The sequence below is a fragment of the Huintestinicola sp. genome (genome assembly GCF_051882455.1).
Taxonomy (GTDB): domain Bacteria; phylum Bacillota; class Clostridia; order Oscillospirales; family Ruminococcaceae; genus Huintestinicola.
Genome location: NZ_JBJERV010000034.1, coordinates 13,800 through 31,590 on the forward strand (window position 1 = coordinate 13,800; position 17,791 = coordinate 31,590).

Consider the following 17,791-nt stretch of genomic DNA (forward strand, 5'->3'; position numbering starts at 1 on the left):
TTATTTTAATCAAAATCATAACTTTTCTAAAGAGGACTGAAATGAAATGAAAATGAGATCTATAAAAAAGCACATCATCATCGTTACGCTGATGATAGTTATGATACCCCTTGTGATACTTGGAATTTTCTGCTGTACTTCAAACCAGTACTCTGCCACGAACCTTGCCACAGGCAGCGTTGAGCAGTCGGCATATCTTGCCGCACAGCGTGTGCAGTGGGAGCTGGACAGCTTCATTATCGTTACAGAGGAAACAGGCTGCAATGTTGAGCTTGCAAATGCAAATACCTCCGACAAGCGCAAGCAGGAAATAGTCGATATGAAGGTGCTCCAGTACGGTATGGACAGAGGCTGCGCCATCAACAAGGACGGCATCGGCACCAACGGCATCGACTACAGCGACAGAGAATATTTCAAAAACGCTATGAACGGCAAGACCACCGTTACCGAGCCTATGCTTGCAAAGTCCACGGGCAAGATGGCTATTATCATCGCTGCTCCCATCTGGGACAACGGCGTTGCGGGAAAAAAGGCTGTGGGCTGCGTTTACTTCGTTCCCCATGAGGAATTTCTCAATGATATCGTAAGAGATCTGAAGGTCAGCGAAAACAGCACTGCATATGTCCTGGGAAAAGACGGCACAGTTATTGCCGATATTGACACCGAGGTGGTGGTCGCTCAGCAGAACCTTATCGCTATGGCTGAGGAGTATCCCGAATATGCGGAGCTTGCCGCTGTTCAGAAGAAGATGATCGCAGGAGAACAGGGTGCCGAGACCGTAAAAATGAACGGATTTTCAGCCATCGTGGGATATGCTCCCATAGGCGAGTCCGACGGCTGGTCTATAGGCATCTGCGCTCCCTCTATGGACTTTATCAGAGACGCTGTTATCTGTATGGGCATTGCTATATTTTTAGTTGTGGTCGCAGCTGTTATTTCCGCCATCAACTCCGCAAATATGGGCAAGAAGATAGGCGATCCCATTGCCCTCTGCACAGACAGACTGAAGCTTCTTTCCGAGGGCGATCTTTCAAGCCCCGTACCCGTGATCGATACTGCCGATGAGACCAAAGTCCTTGCAGACGCTACAGAGCGGCTCGTAGGCGATATGAACAGCATTATCGGCGATATCGGCAGAATGCTGGGTTCAATGGCAAACGGCGATTTTAATGTAAGCTCCACCTGCGGCGACGGCGTTTACAAGGGCGATTTCCACGTGCTTATCGAGTCCGTAAGCGAGATAAACCGTAAGCTCAGCCATACACTTTCTCAGATAAACACCTCCGCAGATCAGGTATCAAACGGCTCGGATCAGGTTTCGGGCGGCGCTCAGAGCCTTTCTCAGGGCGCAACGGAGCAGGCTTCCTCCATCGAAGAGCTTACCTCCACCATTCATACCATATCCGACAAGGTTTCGGACACCACCGACCACTGCATCAACGGTAAACGTCTCACAGAGGAGTCGGCAGAGTACATAGACGAGGCTTCCCAGTGCATGGGCAGACTCACCGAGGCTATGAGAGACATCTCCGAGGCTTCAAACGAGATAAGCAGGATAATCAAGGCTATCGAGGATATTGCGTTCCAGACAAATATCCTGGCGCTCAATGCAGCAGTTGAGGCGGCAAGAGCAGGCGACGCAGGCAAGGGCTTTGCCGTTGTTGCGGACGAGGTAAGGAACCTTGCCTCCAAATCCTCAGACGCCGCACAGGAGACCACTGTTCTTATCGAACGTGCTATAAGTGCCGTTGAAAACGGAACGGGCATCACCGAGCAGACCGCAAGAGCGGTTTCCGATGTGGCACAGCGCTCCGAAGCAGTTAAAAACATAGTGGCAGAGATAGCCGAAGCAAGCACCGTTCAGGCAAATATGATCGCTCAGGTCACTCAGGGCATGGAGCAGATCTCGGGCGTTGTACAGACAAACTCCGCTACTGCCGAACAAAGCGCTGCCGCTTCCGAAGAGCTTTCGGGTCAGGCACTTATCCTCAAGAAGCTGGTGAGCGGCTTTAAGCTCAGAAAATAAAATGATATCAAAAAATCCCGCAGGGCGCTCCCTGCGGGATTTTTGTGTATATAATACTAAATATAAAAATTAGTATTAGCATAACGATCAATAATTATCGCAGCTTACCTCAAAGTAGCTCTGAGGGTGATTGCATACGGGACATACCTCGGGAGCCTTTGTGCCCACAACGATATGACCGCAGTTGCGGCATTCCCATACCTTGACCTCGCTCTTTTCAAAAACAGCGGCGGTCTCAACATTTTTCAGCAGAGCACGGTAACGCTCCTCGTGGCGCTTCTCGATCTCGCCTACCATACGGAACTTCTTTGCAAGCTCGGGGAAGCCCTCCTCCTCGGCAGTCTTTGCAAAGCCCTCGTACATATCGGTCCATTCGTAATTCTCGCCGTCAGCTGCAGCTGCAAGGTTGTCGGCAGTGCTGCCGATGCCCTGAAGCTCCTTGAACCACATTTTTGCGTGCTCCTTCTCGTTGTCGGCAGTCTTGAGGAAGATAGCAGCTATCTGCTCAAAGCCCTCCTTCTTTGCCACGGAGGAGAAATATGTATACTTGTTTCTTGCCTGAGACTCGCCTGCGAATGCTGCCTCAAGATTTTTTTCGGTCTGTGTTCCTGCGTATTTTGAAGCCATATTTATGACCATCCTTTCCTTTGGAAGATACGCTTGTTGCGTTCTGCCATATTTATATGTTATATTATATATTATTTTGTTGAAAATGTCAATAGATTTGTCAAAAAAACTCCGCCCGTTTTTGAACGAGCGGAGCCGGGAAAGGGTATGAGTGATTTGGCAGAGATGCATATTTGTATCGTTACCGAGCCGTTTGCTGTCGTCCGAAGAAATTATAGAACGAGCGGCTGCAGGCTCAGCCTGCTTATTCGTATCTGAGCGCCTCGATGGGGTCGAGCTTAGCCGCACGGTTCGCGGGGTAATATCCGAAGAACACGCCTATCGCCATTGAGAAGCCCACTGCCAGGACTATGGAGCCGATAGTGGGAGAAGCCATGGTTCCCACAATAAGTCCTGCGATGTTTCCGAGCAGTATTCCGAAAAGTATTCCTATCACGCCGCCTATGAGACAGATGATGATGGACTCAATGATAAACTGCATTCTGATAGCGGAGTTGGGCGCGCCCATAGCCTTTCTTACGCCTATCTCCCTTGTTCTCTCCGTTACCGATACCAGCATTATGTTCATAACGCCGATACCGCCTACCAGAAGGGATATTCCCGCGATAACGGAGATCGCGAGCTGGAGCATTCCCATCACCTGTCCTATCATATCCATCTGTGACTGGGCTGTCATATACATTATCTCGATGGAGTCGTTGTCACGGTAATAGCTGTTGTTAAGGTAATTTGTTACCTCAGTGCAGAAGCTGTCCGCGTCAACGCCTGTTTTGGTATTGATATAGAAGTAGTAGAAGGTGTCGTCATTTACGCCCTGAAAACGGTTGAAGGTGGTGTAGGGCATATATATCTCGCCGTTCCAGTCTTCGCCCATCATATTGACCATTGCGGACATAATTCCCGAAAGCTGATACTGATATACGCCTACGATGGTAAGGTCTATCATACTGCCGTAGTTGGTCGTGACAGAAATTGTCTTGCCTATGGCGCCTCTTTCCGAGCCGAACAGCTTCCTTGCCTGCTTGTCGGAGATAACACAGGTGCTGCGGAACTGATCGCAGTCCTTTGCGGAAATGTAGCGGCCTGCGATGACCTTTGTCATACTCTGTTTGATGTATCCGGGGTTTACGCCGTAAAGGGTGATATCATATTCCTTGCGGCGGATATTCATTTTGCCCGAGGTGTTGTCCGAGTTTAATGCCACAGCGTCGATATCGTCCGCAAATCTCTGCTCAACGTCCGATATCATCTCAGCAGTGATGAAGTCCTCTATCATAATGTAGTCGCGCTGAGCGTCGTCCCTCATATTCAGCTGAAAGGCTACCAGATTGGCGCCGCCCTGGGAATTGAAGATATCAAGCACGCTGTTTTCCATAATGCTTCCAAGGGTGCTTATGGCGATGACCGAGCCGATACCGATGATTATTCCCAGCATCGTGAGAAATGCACGCATTTTGTTGGAGCGCAGTCCCGAGAATGCCAGAGCGATATTTTCAAGAAAGCCCATTATGCGTCAGCCTCCTCTCGGGGTAAATTGCGGTTTCCCGTATCACCGATGATATTTCCGTCAGAGATGGTGATAATGCGGTCGGTCTCCGCCGCAAGCTCGTTGTTATGGGTGATAAGAACAATGGTCTTGCCCTGCTCCTTGTGGAGCTTGTGGAAAAGGTCCATTACAAGGCGTCCCGTTTTGCTGTCGAGAGCGCCCGTAGGCTCATCGGCAAGGATTATGGCAGGGTCGTTAGCCATTGCTCTTGCTATGGCGATACGCTGCTTCTGACCTCCCGAAAGCTCATTCGGCATATGAGCGGCACGGTCGGACATCTCAACTATCTCAAGAAGCTCCTTTGCCCTTTCTCTGCGCTGCTTAGCGGGAATGCCGCCGTAGAGCATGGGCAGCTCGATGTTTTTGAGGGCAGAGGTCCTTGCGATAAGGTTGAAGGTCTGGAACACGAAGCCTATCTGCTTGTTTCTGATAGCCGAAAGCTCCTTGTCATTGGCTCTGGAAACGTCCACGCCGTCAAGAAAATAGCTTCCCGAGGTAGGGCGGTCAAGAGCGCCGATAATATTCATAAGAGTGGATTTACCCGAGCCGGACTGTCCCACAATGGAGACAAACTCTCCCTTGGGAACGTTGAAGGTCATACCGTGGAGTATCTCCAGCTCGTTTGGCGTGCCCACATAGAAGCTTTTAATGATATCCTTGGCGCAGATAACATATTTCGAAGCCTCCTCGGGAACTGCGGGGCTCCCGTAGCTGTAGGTGGGAGGGGTGTTGTTTTTCTTCATTGCAAGTCACCCCGCATTACTCAGCCGCAGCCGCACTCTGCACAGCCTCACCCAGAGCGCTGGTGATGATGACCATTCCGCCGTCAGTAACATCGCCTGCGTTGGAGATAAGCTCCATGCCCTCTGTAAGCTCGTCGGAGGAGATCTCCACCTCTGCGTCGCTTTCGAAGCCTGTATCAACATTTATTCTTCTTGCGGTGGCAGTGCCGTTTCCGCCCTCTATCATATCGGCAGTGTAAACATAGCTCTGACCGTCTGCGTCCTCAACTATTGCGTCATAGGTAACGGCGAAAACATTCTCTGCGCTGCCTGTTACAGCCGAGCACTTTGCTGTCATTCCGATGAGAACGCCCTTGTCCTTTGTGCCATGAATGAGGACTTCTACCTCAAAGGAAGCGGTGCCGTCGCTCTTGCCGTCTGCAGCCTTTACGCCTGTGGGAGCTATTTTGCTGATAACTCCGTCAAATTCTGCATTGCCCAGAGAGGGGATAGTAACAGTTACCTTCATATCGGGCTGTAAGGTGCTTACGTTATATTCCTTTACAGTCGCTTTCATCTGAAGATTGTCAAGGTCCTCGATAATAAACAGGGTGCCTGCCGCAGGAGAACCTTCCACCGCATTAACAGCGGTCACAGTACCGTCGCAGGGAGCCTTGATAATGCAGTCGTCAAGCTTATCCTTGAGTATCTGGAGACTGATGATCTGGGAATCGTTGGCAGAAAGCACCTTTTCTCTGTCTGCCTGAGCCTTGAGGGTGGCAAGTGTGGAGTCGGCATTTTTGAGAGCAAGCTCATAGCTTTCTCTTGCGGTGTCCACAGAGGTCTGTGCGTCCTCCACAGCCTCTTTATAGTTCTTGATGGAGGTATCGTTGCCCTCCTCGATGGACTTGAGAGTGTTCTTTGCGTTCTCATAGCTTACCTTTGCACGCTCGTAGGTGCGCTCGGCGTTCTTGAGAGCCACGGAATTTGCGGAGTCGATGTCTGCCTTTGCCTTTGTGTATGCCTCGAGAGCGTCCTCGTAGGTGTTCTCGGTGGTCTTTACATCGTATTTCGCTTCAAGCTCTGCAAGGTTTGCCTTTGCTTCACTAAGCTTCTGCTGAGCGTCCTGTACCACTGCCGCAGAAACCGATGCAGCGTCATATTCAAGCATGGAGGAGAAGTATGTATAGTTTGAAAGCGCATTTTCATAGGCTTCTCTTGCTTTTCTCAGCTCCTCGTTCTTTATGGAGCTGTAGCGGGTGTCATATTCCTTCTTAGCGTCCTCAAAAGCTTCCTTTAATGCCTTGATGTCGCTGTAATCCTCGTTTTCCTTGTCGTCCTTGGCTTCGAGGTAATCCGCCTTTGCGCAGTCAAGCTCATATTTTGCGGACTCAACGCCCTTCTGAGCGCTTACAAGCTGGCTGTCGCGGTCGCTGCCCTGTATCTCCAGCTGCTCGTCATATTTTTCCTGTGCCTTTCTGAGAGCCTCCTCCGCATTGTCAAGAGAAAGCTTGGCGTTTCTTATCTCGGGATAGGAGCCGTCGGATATCTGCGCCAGGGTCTCGTTGTAATTCTTCTCTGCGGTGCTGAGAGAATATTCGGTATTTGCATTGGTGCTGTCGAGATTGCTCTGCTGCTGGAGTATCTGATCCTGCAGGTCGCTTGAATCGAGAACGGCAAGCACGTCTCCCGCCTTGACCTTATCTCCTACCTCAACATTGATGCTTTCCACGTTGTAGCCCAGCTTAGCGCTTACCTGAGTAAAGCTCTGGCTCTCCACAAGTCCGCTTACGGAGACCTTGTTCTCGATGGTCTTTTTCTCAAGAGAGAATGTATCGGACATGGTCATTCCCGACATCATCGACGCGCTGCTTATCATCATAACGATGAATGCGGCGATAAGCGCCAGAACGGCGATAACAATAATGATCTTGATCTTCGAGCCTTTCTTGCCCGCTTTCTTTTCTTTGCTCATAATAGGTTTCCTTTCTTAAATGACATATCTTTCCGTTATATGTGCTCGCATTGCTCCCTGTCGGAAATGAGCCTTGCGGCTTCGCTTTCCGAATAACCCAGTCGCTTCATTGCACCGAGGAAGGCAGTTATCTCCTTTTCGGCAAGCTCCTCCCTGAGCTTTGAGATACGCTCGGGGTCATCGGTGATGAACCGTCCCGAAGTTCGCTTTGAATAAACTATGCCTCGGTTTTCCAGCTCGGTAAGAGCCTTCTGCATGGTGTTGGGATTGACGTTTGCCTGAGAGGCAAATTCTCTTACCGACAGAAGCCTGTCGCCGGGAGCGAGTATTCCCGATGCGATCATCTGCTCAAGCTGCCTGACTACCTGCAGATAAATGGGTGCGTCGGGCGTAAATACCCAGTGCATTACTGTCCCCCTTTGCTTGTATTATTGTCATAATACAATAATACTACATAGAGCCTATTTTTGCAATTGCCGTAATGCACAAAGTTTTTTAAAACCCTCCTCAGATTTTAGCAATATATTACATCACAAGCACAGGACTTTATTACTATATCATATCTGAATTAAAACAGGAATGGTAATAAATTAAAATCAGATTAAAAAACCATATGGGGGAGATGACGGAATTTATGACGGAATTTGGTTATTTTTTTTGCGCATATTCTGTTGACATATCGACGAAAAAGGTGTATTATTATTATTGAGTATATCTGTGCTGACGACCCGTGTCCCGAAAAGGCGGAAAGCCTCGGGTCATATATATGCCGAAAGGAGCGGGGGATACCCCGAAAGAAAATATATGTATTTCGGAAGCGTTAAATTTTTCAGACATCTTATCCTGACGGTGGTATTCGGCTGGATAGGCATTGCCACGCTGCTGGCGGTTTTCTTCGGAGTCAAGTGCCATAAGCTTGAAAACGAGGAAAAGGAGCCGATGACCATCGAGGAGCATATTTCCCGTATGACAGACGAGGGCTATACCCTCGAGGAGATAGAAGCGGTTATCCGCCGCGGAAGCAGTCTTACAGCGGAGACCGATATCCCCGCAAACGCCGAGGTCACCGTCCCCGAAGCCTCTCCCGCAAGCGAGCCTGCACCTTCGGAAACAGTTTCGGAAACCACAGCCGTATCGTCCGAAACAGCTGACCTGTCCCTGCTTTACCCCGAAATGACCGTTACCCGTTCGGGAGCTCCCGTCCGGGCGGAGCCGAGAGACGTTTTCCTCACCTTTGAGGGAGACCCATCCTCAAATATGGCAGACCTGCTCATAATCCTTGACCGCCAGAACGCAAACGCCGCATTTTTCCTTGACACTGTCGATTGCAGCGCCGATGACATGGATACGGTAAGGCTTGCGGCTTCAAGAGAAAATACCCTTGGAGTGCTTGCGGGAACGGACAGCTCCTATGCCGACGCTCAGAGCTATCTTGAGGATTTTTATGCTTTGTATAACGGCATTTCCCAGATATCGGGAACAGCTCCCGTTCTTTACCGCATACCCGAGACTGCTGAAATGACCGCAGGAACAAGACAGGAAATAATGACCGAGCTTGAAAGGCGGGGCTTTGTTTACTGCGATCACAACGTTATTTCCGATGACAGAGCGCCCGACAGCGGCTGGCAGGAGATATATGACAGAGTGACCTCCCGTGTTTTCCGCAACAAGATCGCGGAAAAGGGCAGCGTGGTGCTCCTCCACGGCGGCAGCAGCGACAAAAACACCGTCTACACCGTTGAGGACATAATTTCGGATATGACCTCTCAGGGCTACTTATTCAAGGCTTATACGGAAAATACCGTAATATAAAGAAATGACCGCTTGCGAAAGCGGTTTGTCCGAAGATCTTTGATTTTCAGACCGGATCTTGTTCTGCAGGCTTAGTCTGCAAAGCAGGACTCCAAAGAAAGGAAGATAGAAAATGAGCTTAAAGGATAACTTTAATCAGGCCGTTAAAGAAATACTGAAAAAGGACGGACTTGTAGGCGATAACCTTTCCAAAGGCTCCCGCAAAAAGACCGAGGTGGATAAATTTATGGGCGGCTCCGCCGTTCCCGGCGACTTCGGTGAAAGCCTCGCACCCGGTGCGGAGACCCCCGCCGAAAGCTACGGCACCGATTTTTCGGAAACAGCCAAGCCCTCTGCCGAGGAGTTCAGGCAGGCTGTACATAATCAGCACAGCGCCGACCCCTTCGGAGAGGATACAGTGATAAGCGAGCCTGCTCCCGCCCCCGAAACACCTTCCGAGAATTACGGCAGATTTGAATATCAGACAGCGGCGGACAGCTTTGCTCCTCCCCCGCCTCCCCCTCCGCCTGTCAGCCGTCCGAGCTACAGCGGCGGCGGATATAATCCCCCTCCCAGGACCCCTTCCGGCGGTTCGGCATTCAGAGGCGGCAGACCCCCCGAGACTCCCTATTACGAGACCGAGGAGACCACTGTTATCTCCCGCAACACACGGATAAGCGGCGATATCAGCTCCTTTGCCAACATTAACGTAGAGGGAAGCGTCCAGGGAAATATAAAGCTCACCAAGAATATTGCCGTATCGGGCAAGGTGGTTGGCAACATCGAGTGCAACAACGCTGTAATGGCAGGCGCACAGATGCAGGGAAGCATCTCCTCAAAGGGTCAGGTCCAGATAGACCACGACAGTATCCTTTTAGGCGATATCGATACCCAGTATCTTGACCTTAACGGACGTATCCAGGGAAATGTAGAGGTCGGCGGCAAGGCAGAGTTCAAGAACGACGCCATTATCGTGGGCGACATCACCGCTTCCACCATTTCCGTAATAGACGGAGCCATAATCCGCGGCTACGTCAATACAACATTTATGCAGGACAGCACATCAAACGTATTCCCCGAGGCAATCACCGTGGGAGACGCTTAATAATCTGAAAGGACTGTTTGATATATGCCCGAAAATGATATCCTTAATGTAAATCCCGACCTGATAGGCGATTTTGAGCTCCCCCCTCTGCCGAAGCGCCCCGCAAAGCTTTCGGAAGGCGTGGAAACGCTTGAGAAGGAGCCTTCGGACGGGGAAATAGACGCAGAGCTTCCTCCTCTTCCCGAAAAAACTGTGGATAATTCTCTTGACGCCATCAGTGACCGGGTGTCCTCAGACGCACTTGAAGATGCAGTTTCCGAGAATGTTCCCGATGAGCTTGACGGGATAGATACAGATGATGATTTTGAGCTTCCCCCTCTTCCCGAGGTAAAGAAGGAGGAAAAGCCTTCCGATGATGATTTCATCATTGAGGAAGAGGAGCCCGAAGATGACGGCACCGACGAAACCTTTGATTTTACCGATGATTACGACCTTCCCGAGCCTGACAAGAGCAGCCTTGTGCTGGAGGACCTTTCCGCCAGCGTGAGACCTATCCGCTCAGGCCGTGAGGAATCCGCGCGGAATATGAGAGAAGCCATCAAGATGAATGACCTTTCCATGGAGGTAGGCAGCGGACCCGTCCTTGACGATCTCAGCAACGAATACAAGGCTCCCGAGGCTCAGGCGTCTGACCTTATGGAAAAGGACAAGCTTGACGATGACCAGAAGAGGATACTCCGTCAGCGCCTTAACGAGGACCTGGGCAAGCGCCCCGAAAATTTCAACGCCCGCGCCAGCCAGAACATCGCAAACAGGCTTCTTGAGGAAAAGCGGCTCAAGATCGCAAAGAAAGGCTTTACCATCTCCATTATCCCCATAATTATGGGTCTTGCCTCCGCAGCCATATGCTTCTTCAAGCTCAATTGGGGAGATTATCAGTGGTTCCCATATGTAGCCCCCTTTATGCTCCTTGCCTCACTTATGCTGCTTATCAAATCAAAGCACGTAAAAATGCTTTCCGTGTCGATATACGGTGTCTGCGCCCTGATATACGCAGGCGTGGGACTTGTCCTGTTTACGCTCAATAACAGCATCAGCGACGGAATTGTTCATATCATCTTCGGCATTGCCGCCGTTGCGCTCAATGTAATATCCATTCTGATACTCATAAAGAATGAGGCGGTAAATACATATTACTCGGGCAATTTCAAAAAGAGATAAAAAAATCAAGCGGTTTCGGAAGTCAAATCCCGAAACCGCTTTTCTTATTCCTTTCCCACCGCATTTCTGAGCGCTCTCAGCTCCTCAGCGGTAAGCTCACGCCAAGCACCGGGCTTTAACATACCAAGCTTAACGGGGCCTATGGAAGTCCTGCGGAGCCTTACCACCTCAAGCCCCACAGCCTCGCACATACGGCGTATCTGCCTGTTTCTGCCCTCACGTATGGTAATGCGCATAACGCTTCTTTCGGGGGTGTCAAGCTCCACATTCACCGTTGCGGGCAGGGTCATTCTGCCGTCAAGTTCCACACCCTCGGTGAGGTTCACTATCTGCTCATCGGTGATCTTTGAGTGAACAGTGACGCGGTAGGTCTTGCTGATATGGCGGCTGGGGTGCATGATATCGTTGGCGAATTTGCCGTCATTGGTAAAAAGGAGCAGTCCCTCGGAATTTCGGTCAAGCCTGCCCACAGGATATACCCTGTCCTCAACGCCCTCCAGCAGCTCTGTAACGCACCGTCTGTCCAGCTCGTCTGACATGGTGGTCACATATCCGCGGGGCTTGTTGAGCATAATGTATATCTTTCTGCGCTTTTTCGAGTAGCGTACCCTTTCGCCGTTAACAATGATAACGTCCCTGTCATTGGCCTTGTCTCCAAGCTTAGCCACCTTTCCGTTCACCTTCACAAGCCCCTGAGAAATAAGCTCCTCCGCTTTTCTTCGGGAGCATATGCCGCTGTCGGACAGAATTTTCTGAAGTCTAATTTTTTCCATAGCATTTTTCCTTTTTATTTAAATAGAAGTTCCTTTACAAAATCAAGCGCCTGGGCGATAAGAGGCGGTTCATAGCCCTCTCCGCCCTTCTGAAGCAGACTTTCCGCCGAAATGAGCGGTATCTCGTCAATTACCCTGCTGCCGCTTTTCACCGTAAGAAGCCCCAGCGTCTCGCCTTCGGAAACGGGTGCGTATATCCTTTGGGGAACAGCCGCCGAGAATGTGACATCTGCGGTCTTACCGTTTATTTTCGGCAGAATAATGTCCCTTTGGGTCATAAGCGCAATGCTGTCCCTGTCACCGCCCACAGCGCAGCAGGAATAGGTTTTTGAGCCGATGTTAACGCTTTCCGTAACGCTGAAGCCGTAATCAAAAAGCCTTGCATGGTCGTTCCAGTCATCGGGAGCGTTAAGGGTCACACAGATAAGTGTAACACCGTTTCTCTCCGCCGCCGAAACAAGGCACCGCCCCGCCTCATCGGTAAATCCCGTCTTAACGCCGATACAGCCCTCATATTTGCTCAGAAGCTTGTTCGTGTTGGTGAGCCACCTGTCAAAAGGCGGGTTGCCGAACTGCAGCTTCAAAGACTTTGAGGAGCATATCTCTCTGAAATCGGGATTTCTGAGGGCATATGACGTAAGCAGAGCCATATCCGCCGCAGTGGAGTAATGGTCATCATCGTGAAGCCCCGAGGGGGTAACGAAATGGGTGGAGGTCATTCCAAGCTTAGAAGCCTTAGCGTTCATCATCTGAGCAAAGCCATCCATAGAGCCGCCCACCCTTACCGCCGCGCAGTTTGCCGCGTCATTTCCCGAGGGCAGGAGCATACCTATGCACAGGTCGCGCTTTGAAACGATGTCTCCCTCTCTCAGCCCCATAGAGGAGCCTTCCGTCCTTACAGCATCACTGTCCACCACAAATTCGGTGTCAAGGTCGCCGCTTTCAAGGGTGAGGATAGTTGACATTATCTTAGTGGTGCTTGCCATAGGGAGCCGCTCCCTTTCGCATTTGCCCCATATGACAGTCCCCGTTGAAGCCTCTATAAGAACAGCCGCCTTTGCGGAAATATCTCCCGGTGCAGGCTTTGGCTCTGCTGCTAATACCCCGGCGGAGCAGATAACAGTCATTACCGCCGCCGAAAACAGGGCGCACACCCTTTTTAATATCATTTGTTCATTCCCCCATAGCAGTTCATAATGATATATTATTATGCTCGGGAGAATGTAAAAATGTTAATCCTTGAAATCGAAATCCACGCCGTCGGTCATGCCGCTCTCTATCATTTCCTCGGGCAGCTCGATATCGTCGGTATCACGTGAATCGGCAATATCGGCGGTCTTTTTATCCCCGCCCTTGTCCTTTTTGAAAAGTCCAGCCACCTTGTTGAATACCTCGGGCACCATATTTACGATAGCGGAAGAGGTGGAAACGTCAAGATTCATCTGCATAAGCTGAACTTCGCCGTTTGAAACCACGAGGAAGCCCAGAGGAGTAACGGTGATACCTGCGCCGCTGGCACCGCCGAAAAGCTCCTTGTCGGTCTTGCTGGGAAGGTCTGAGCCGCCCCCCGCAAAGCCGTAGGAAACCTTTGAAACGGGGATAATGGTAACGCCGCCGTCAAGCTTGACAGGCTTTCCCATAATAGTGTTAGCGTCAGCCATTTCGTGGATCTTGTCCATAGAAGCGGTAATGAGTTCTTTTACCTTAGTGTCCATTATAATTATCCTTTCTTAAAAAGCTCCATAACAGGAGAGTATTTTTTCTTGTTTGAAATATATCCGAAGCCAACGGCAAAAACCGCATTTAATAGGCTTGCAGGTCTGAGACGTACTTTACATTCCCCGTCGTATCTGCTCTTATCGGCAGGTGTGTTGTAAAGGCAGCTTATATTTATGGACCGCACCGACATTCCCACGAAGCAGCGCAGGAAGGATATGGTGTCATACACCGCCGCACCTATCCTGCCGTAGGAAATGGCAGCCTTTGCGGCGTCCTCGTCAGCAGCGGCAAAATCAATGATAACATCGTCAATGCGTATCTTGCTGCCGAAGCGTTTAAGCGGCTCGGTCACAAGCTCGATAAGGAGCATGACCGAGTTTTTCTTCCGGGTAAGCTCGTCAAGCTTTGCGTTTATCCTCTCAAGAAGAGGGGGCTTTTTCTCTTTTTGTGGCTTTCCCTTTTGGGGAGAGCCTTCCTCCCCCACTGTATCTTCCTTCGGGGCAGCGTCCTCATTCGGCGTATCTTCGGGAACCTCTTCGGTGGAAATATCCTCGGAGATCATTTCTTCCTCAAGAGAAAGCTCCTCTTCCTTGGGGGGCTTGTCCTTACGCCGCTTCTTTTTTGATTTAGGCGGCTTTTCCTTTTTGGGATAAAGGCTCAGAAAAAAATATTTCACTTTAATATCAGCCTTGCCGCCGTAAAATCTGATATACGCCTCCACGGGGATATTCACCGCAAGCAGGATAATAAGTATCAGAGCGGCTATGATGATAAGCGCGGTCATTCCGTAATTTCCTCCGGGTCTGAGGGAATATCTTCCGCAGACAGATCGTCATTTTCCGTAAGCAGAGTATCAAAATCCTCCTTAACGTGTCCGGGAAGAGGGGGAAGGTCATCAATGGACTGAAGTCCGAAGCATCTAAGGAAAACGGGAGTGGTCTTATACGCGATAGGACGTCCGGGAACGTCCAGCCTGCCCGCCTCCTCAAGGAGATTTTTTTCCACCAGGGAATTAACAACGCTTGAGCTGTCTATCCCGCGTATATGCTCCACAAAGCTCTTTGTAACAGGCTGATTGTAGGCGATAATAGTAAGCACCTCCATAGCCGCAGGTGACAAAGGAGCGTTCTTTTTATTTTCCGCCGCCGCCTTAACGCAGTCGTAATACTCGGTGCGCACGGCAAGCTGATAGCAGCCGCCCAGGCGAAGAACGGTAAGGGAGCTTCTGTTTTCGGAGTAAGCGTCACTCAGCATATCCGCCAGCTGGGACAATGCGCCCTTCTCAACGCCGATAGCAGCGGAAAGTCTTTCAGGCTCCACAGGGTCGCCGCAGGCAAACAGCACAGCTTCCATAGCAGCAGCCTTATCCGTCAGCTTCATTTTCGCTCTCCTCCTTGCTGTCCGTCTCCCACTCGGAAACGGTGTTTTCGTTATAGTCAATATCCGAGGCAGTGTTGAAGGTCACCTCGGTGTTGTCATCGTTTAAAAGTATCCGCCCCGTTTTGGTAAGCTCAAGCACCGCCAGAAACGCCGCCACTCTCTCCGAGCGGTCGGTGATGCCGGAAAACATCCCCTCAAGAGAGCATTTTCCCTCTTTGTAAAGCATTTTCAGCACAGTTACTATCTTTGAGGAAACGGAAACAAATTTCTTTGAAACTATCTTTGAAAAAGCCGAAGGAGCAAGCTCTGGGGGCTTTTTCTCCCTCTTTATCTCCATGCCCCGATAAGCGTTTAAAAGCTCTGCAGGGTCATGGCTGCGGCTGTAGGTGCTGTCAACTTCGATCTCCATAGGCTTTTTGACGCTGTAAGCGTCGCCCAGATATTTTTCCCTCATAAGCTGTGCCGCCGCCTTGCACAGGGAATACTCGATAAGCCTGCCCTCAAGCTCTTTTTTGAGAGTTTCGGCTTCTTCCTTTCGGGGAAGGAGTGAAACTGTCTTGATGTAAATGAGCCTTGCCGCCATTTCCAGAAATTCCCCGGCGACCTCCATATCCTGCTCCGCCATATCGGAAATATAGGCAAGATACTGCTCCACAAGGGTCATTATGGGAATGTCGTTGATGTTCAGCTTGTGCTTTGAGATAAGGTGCAAAAGCAGGTCGAGAGGCCCCTCGAACACCTCAAGCTTGAATGAAATGCTCATACCGAAATGCCTGCCACAGAGATCATAATGTAGTCCACCCAGCGTGTAAGGAAGTCCATAATGTCAATGACCTTTCCCTGCAAAAAGCTCAGAGGAGCGTCAAGGAGACCCGAATAGAGCAGGATAATAAGTGCGATAAATATGATATTTTCATACCTCATAATGGTAAAATACCATTTTTCGGGGAGAACAGCGTTAAATATCTTAGAGCCGTCAAGAGGCGGTATGGGCAGGAAGTTGAATACCGCAAGGGAGATGTTAATAAGGGTGATGTAAAGAAAGACCATAGCCACCATCTGCATAGTGGTGTTGTCCTTAACAATGCTCAGGATACCCAGCACCTTGTAAACTATCATAGCCAGAAACGCCATAATAAAGTTGGAAGCAGGGCCTGCCAGGGAGGTAAGCACCATACCCTTTTTGGGGTTTTTGAAATTTCTGGGGTCAACGCTTACAGGCTTGCCCCAGCCAAAGCCCACAAGTATCATCATCAGAGAGCCCCAGAGGGTGAGGTGAGCGAAGGGATTAAGGGTAATGCGTCCCTGCTGCCTTCCCGTATCGTCGCCCATTTTCTCCGCCGTCCAGGCATGAGCGCACTCGTGAACGGGCACAGCCGTAAACAGCACCAGCGCCTTTATTAAATAATCAAGCACAGTTTCATTCATAGCAAATATCCTTTTTGAAAAAATAATTATATACTTTAATTATACATTATAATTCCGATAATTACAAGAGAATTTCGGAAAATAATTTAAATTCCCCGCAGCCTCTCAAAAAAGAGACCACAGGGAAATAATGTCACATCACCTTGATAAACGCACCCGGATGATCTTTTTTAACTTCAGAAAGAAACTTTTCTGCATTTTCCTTAGAGCCGAAAGCCCCCACCTGAACATAATACATTTTCTTCTTTTCTGCTGCGGCATTATCGGAGAGCGCCACACTTACCCTTTCCTTAAACGCCTTGAAATCCTCGGGGTGAGAGACATACCAAAGCGGACACCGCTTGCCCGTAACATCATAATGCCTGATAATATCATCTGCACCAAGCCCGAATTTCCTGCAAAGGTAAGCGCAAAGCTCAATAAGGCTGTCCTCGGTCGCCTTGTTGAATTTACCCGTTCCGTCGGGGTGACAGCATTCAATGCTTATGCTGTAGCCGTTAGCCTGATTTGTGCAGTAGCTCCACTCGTCCAGCGGTATACACTGGATAATCTCCCCCTCAAGCCCTATGACAAAATGAGCCGAAACATATCTTTCGTGAGTGTCCTTGAGATTTTCGAAATAATCCCTGTTATTTTTCGCCGTAGATTTGGGGTTCCCCACATAATGCACCGCAATTTTCGTAACCTTCTCAAGCCGTATCTGCGGACGGCTGTACTTGTTTGGCGTTAAAAGCATCTCAGTAATTTTCATTTCGTGTCACCCTTCCCCGTATTTCGTATCTGCTCCAGCACATCGATGAGCCTTGGCGGCAGGGGCAGCCCCAGACCTGTGCAGTTTTCGAGTATGGAAATGCCCTCATTGCCTATGTAATACATAGCAGTGACCGTCCTTGTAACATCGCCGCTGCCTAAAACGCACTTGTCAATATAGTGGGATATGCCGATAAGCAGGAGAATGCAGCCTTTTCTGACCAGCCCCCAGAACCCCACCTCCGAGGATAGCTTCTTCTGCTTCACCGCCACAGCGACCCCCGTTAAATAATCGGCGGTAATGAATAAAATGAGCGCGTACATGACCCCGTCCATACCGCCTAAAAAGCCCGATACAGCAGCAACAATGCCGCCGAAAGCAATTTTCATAAGCTCGGTAAATCTGTCCATATCACCCCTCCAGTTCTTCCTTGACCTTTGCCCGCCATCTTTCGGGCACATCACCAATGTCGAGCCTGCCCGCTCTGATAAGCTTAACATATAAAACTACCAGCTTATTCACCCCCTATTATCGCCGCAATTTCCGCAACAGCCATAGCCAGATCGTCAATAGTGATAACAGGCGGCACAGGAGCGGGAATTGTTTCGGTAACGTCTGTAATATTGCCGTCATCATTAAAAACGAAATCAAAATTCGGGTACAGCCGAATTATTTTTTCAGCCGGCCCGGAACCGTCGGGAATAACATGATCGGCGTCGCCCGTAAAATCGTCATTCGGGTGCTCCGAATTAGTGATAAAGCGTTTATCGTTATACAAAACCATAAG

Annotated in this window: 20 protein-coding genes; 4 read left to right on the plus strand and 16 right to left on the minus strand. The window is 49.9% G+C overall.

The window, feature by feature from the left end; all coding sequences use genetic code 11:
• Nucleotides 1–46 precede the first annotated feature (46 nt).
• On the plus strand, nucleotides 47–2,026 hold the full coding sequence (locus ACI4J0_RS04885; protein ID WP_439764692.1) for a methyl-accepting chemotaxis protein: 1,980 nt from the start codon (nucleotides 47–49) through the stop codon (nucleotides 2,024–2,026).
• Nucleotides 2,027–2,113: 87 nt separating this feature from the next.
• Here ACI4J0_RS04885 and rbr read toward each other — a convergent pair whose 3' ends face one another.
• The 5 genes from rbr to ACI4J0_RS04910 all read right to left on the minus strand — a co-directional run bounded on the left by rbr (nucleotide 2,114) and on the right by ACI4J0_RS04910 (nucleotide 7,303).
• Complete coding sequence (gene rbr, locus ACI4J0_RS04890) at nucleotides 2,114–2,653, minus strand: rubrerythrin (RefSeq protein ID WP_439764693.1); 540 nt, start codon at nucleotides 2,651–2,653, stop codon at nucleotides 2,114–2,116.
• A gap of 244 nt (nucleotides 2,654–2,897) precedes the next feature.
• A complete protein-coding gene (locus ACI4J0_RS04895; protein ID WP_439764694.1) occupies nucleotides 2,898–4,160 on the minus strand; it encodes an ABC transporter permease in 1,263 nt (420 codons plus the stop codon).
• A complete protein-coding gene (locus ACI4J0_RS04900; RefSeq protein WP_439764695.1) occupies nucleotides 4,160–4,942 on the minus strand; it encodes an ABC transporter ATP-binding protein in 783 nt (260 codons plus the stop codon). The genes ACI4J0_RS04895 and ACI4J0_RS04900 overlap by 1 nt, the downstream gene beginning before the upstream one ends.
• 16 nt (nucleotides 4,943–4,958) lie before the next feature.
• Nucleotides 4,959–6,896 (minus strand): efflux RND transporter periplasmic adaptor subunit, encoded by a 1,938-nt coding sequence (locus tag ACI4J0_RS04905; RefSeq protein WP_439764696.1) that lies wholly within the window; start codon nucleotides 6,894–6,896, stop codon nucleotides 4,959–4,961.
• Nucleotides 6,897–6,931: 35 nt separating this feature from the next.
• Nucleotides 6,932–7,303, minus strand: a complete 372-nt coding sequence (locus ACI4J0_RS04910) for a GntR family transcriptional regulator (RefSeq protein ID WP_439764697.1) — start codon at nucleotides 7,301–7,303, stop codon at nucleotides 6,932–6,934.
• A gap of 298 nt (nucleotides 7,304–7,601) precedes the next feature.
• Here ACI4J0_RS04910 and ACI4J0_RS04915 point away from each other — a divergent pair, with 298 nt between their 5' ends.
• From ACI4J0_RS04915 to ACI4J0_RS04925, 3 genes are all read left to right on the plus strand, one after another.
• A complete protein-coding gene (locus ACI4J0_RS04915; protein WP_439764698.1) occupies nucleotides 7,602–8,708 on the plus strand; it encodes a hypothetical protein in 1,107 nt (368 codons plus the stop codon).
• A 112-nt stretch (nucleotides 8,709–8,820) separates the two neighbouring features.
• On the plus strand, nucleotides 8,821–9,792 hold the full coding sequence (locus tag ACI4J0_RS04920) for a bactofilin family protein (RefSeq protein WP_439764699.1): 972 nt from the start codon (nucleotides 8,821–8,823) through the stop codon (nucleotides 9,790–9,792).
• Between the two features lie 24 nt (nucleotides 9,793–9,816).
• Nucleotides 9,817–10,953 carry a hypothetical protein gene (locus tag ACI4J0_RS04925; RefSeq protein ID WP_439764700.1) on the plus strand — a complete coding sequence of 379 codons (1,137 nt, stop codon included), beginning with the start codon at nucleotides 9,817–9,819 and terminating at the stop codon, nucleotides 10,951–10,953.
• Between the two features lie 44 nt (nucleotides 10,954–10,997).
• Here the strand turns inward: ACI4J0_RS04925 and ACI4J0_RS04930 are convergent, their stop codons facing one another.
• The 11 genes from ACI4J0_RS04930 to ACI4J0_RS04980 form a co-directional block, all read right to left on the minus strand.
• Nucleotides 10,998–11,726, minus strand: coding sequence for a pseudouridine synthase (locus ACI4J0_RS04930; protein ID WP_432649490.1), 729 nt, complete (start codon nucleotides 11,724–11,726; stop codon nucleotides 10,998–11,000).
• A 14-nt stretch (nucleotides 11,727–11,740) separates the two neighbouring features.
• On the minus strand, nucleotides 11,741–12,895 hold the full coding sequence (locus ACI4J0_RS04935) for a D-alanyl-D-alanine carboxypeptidase family protein (RefSeq protein WP_439764701.1): 1,155 nt from the start codon (nucleotides 12,893–12,895) through the stop codon (nucleotides 11,741–11,743).
• 63 nt (nucleotides 12,896–12,958) lie between these two features.
• A complete protein-coding gene (locus ACI4J0_RS04940; RefSeq protein ID WP_439764702.1) occupies nucleotides 12,959–13,441 on the minus strand; it encodes a GerW family sporulation protein in 483 nt (160 codons plus the stop codon).
• A 5-nt stretch (nucleotides 13,442–13,446) separates the two neighbouring features.
• Entirely contained in the window at nucleotides 13,447–14,229 is a 783-nt protein-coding gene (locus tag ACI4J0_RS04945) for a hypothetical protein (protein ID WP_439764703.1), read from the minus strand.
• A complete protein-coding gene (scpB, locus tag ACI4J0_RS04950; RefSeq protein ID WP_439764704.1) occupies nucleotides 14,226–14,825 on the minus strand; it encodes an SMC-Scp complex subunit ScpB in 600 nt (199 codons plus the stop codon). Before scpB ends, ACI4J0_RS04945 begins: the two co-directional genes overlap by 4 nt.
• Nucleotides 14,809–15,588 (minus strand): segregation and condensation protein A, encoded by a 780-nt coding sequence (locus ACI4J0_RS04955; RefSeq protein WP_439764705.1) that lies wholly within the window; start codon nucleotides 15,586–15,588, stop codon nucleotides 14,809–14,811. The genes scpB and ACI4J0_RS04955 overlap by 17 nt, the downstream gene beginning before the upstream one ends.
• Nucleotides 15,585–16,253: a site-2 protease family protein gene (locus ACI4J0_RS04960; RefSeq protein WP_439764706.1), complete on the minus strand. Its 669-nt coding sequence runs from the start codon at nucleotides 16,251–16,253 to the stop codon at nucleotides 15,585–15,587. The genes ACI4J0_RS04955 and ACI4J0_RS04960 overlap by 4 nt, the downstream gene beginning before the upstream one ends.
• A gap of 133 nt (nucleotides 16,254–16,386) precedes the next feature.
• Complete coding sequence (locus ACI4J0_RS04965; RefSeq protein ID WP_439764707.1) at nucleotides 16,387–17,004, minus strand: N-acetylmuramoyl-L-alanine amidase; 618 nt, start codon at nucleotides 17,002–17,004, stop codon at nucleotides 16,387–16,389.
• Complete coding sequence (locus tag ACI4J0_RS04970) at nucleotides 17,001–17,414, minus strand: phage holin family protein (protein ID WP_439764708.1); 414 nt, start codon at nucleotides 17,412–17,414, stop codon at nucleotides 17,001–17,003. The genes ACI4J0_RS04965 and ACI4J0_RS04970 overlap by 4 nt, the downstream gene beginning before the upstream one ends.
• Nucleotide 17,415: 1 nt before the next feature.
• Nucleotides 17,416–17,526 carry a CD1375 family protein gene (locus tag ACI4J0_RS04975; protein WP_439764709.1) on the minus strand — a complete coding sequence of 37 codons (111 nt, stop codon included), beginning with the start codon at nucleotides 17,524–17,526 and terminating at the stop codon, nucleotides 17,416–17,418.
• Complete coding sequence (locus tag ACI4J0_RS04980) at nucleotides 17,519–17,782, minus strand: hypothetical protein (RefSeq protein ID WP_439764710.1); 264 nt, start codon at nucleotides 17,780–17,782, stop codon at nucleotides 17,519–17,521. Before ACI4J0_RS04980 ends, ACI4J0_RS04975 begins: the two co-directional genes overlap by 8 nt.
• Nucleotides 17,783–17,791 lie beyond the last annotated feature (9 nt).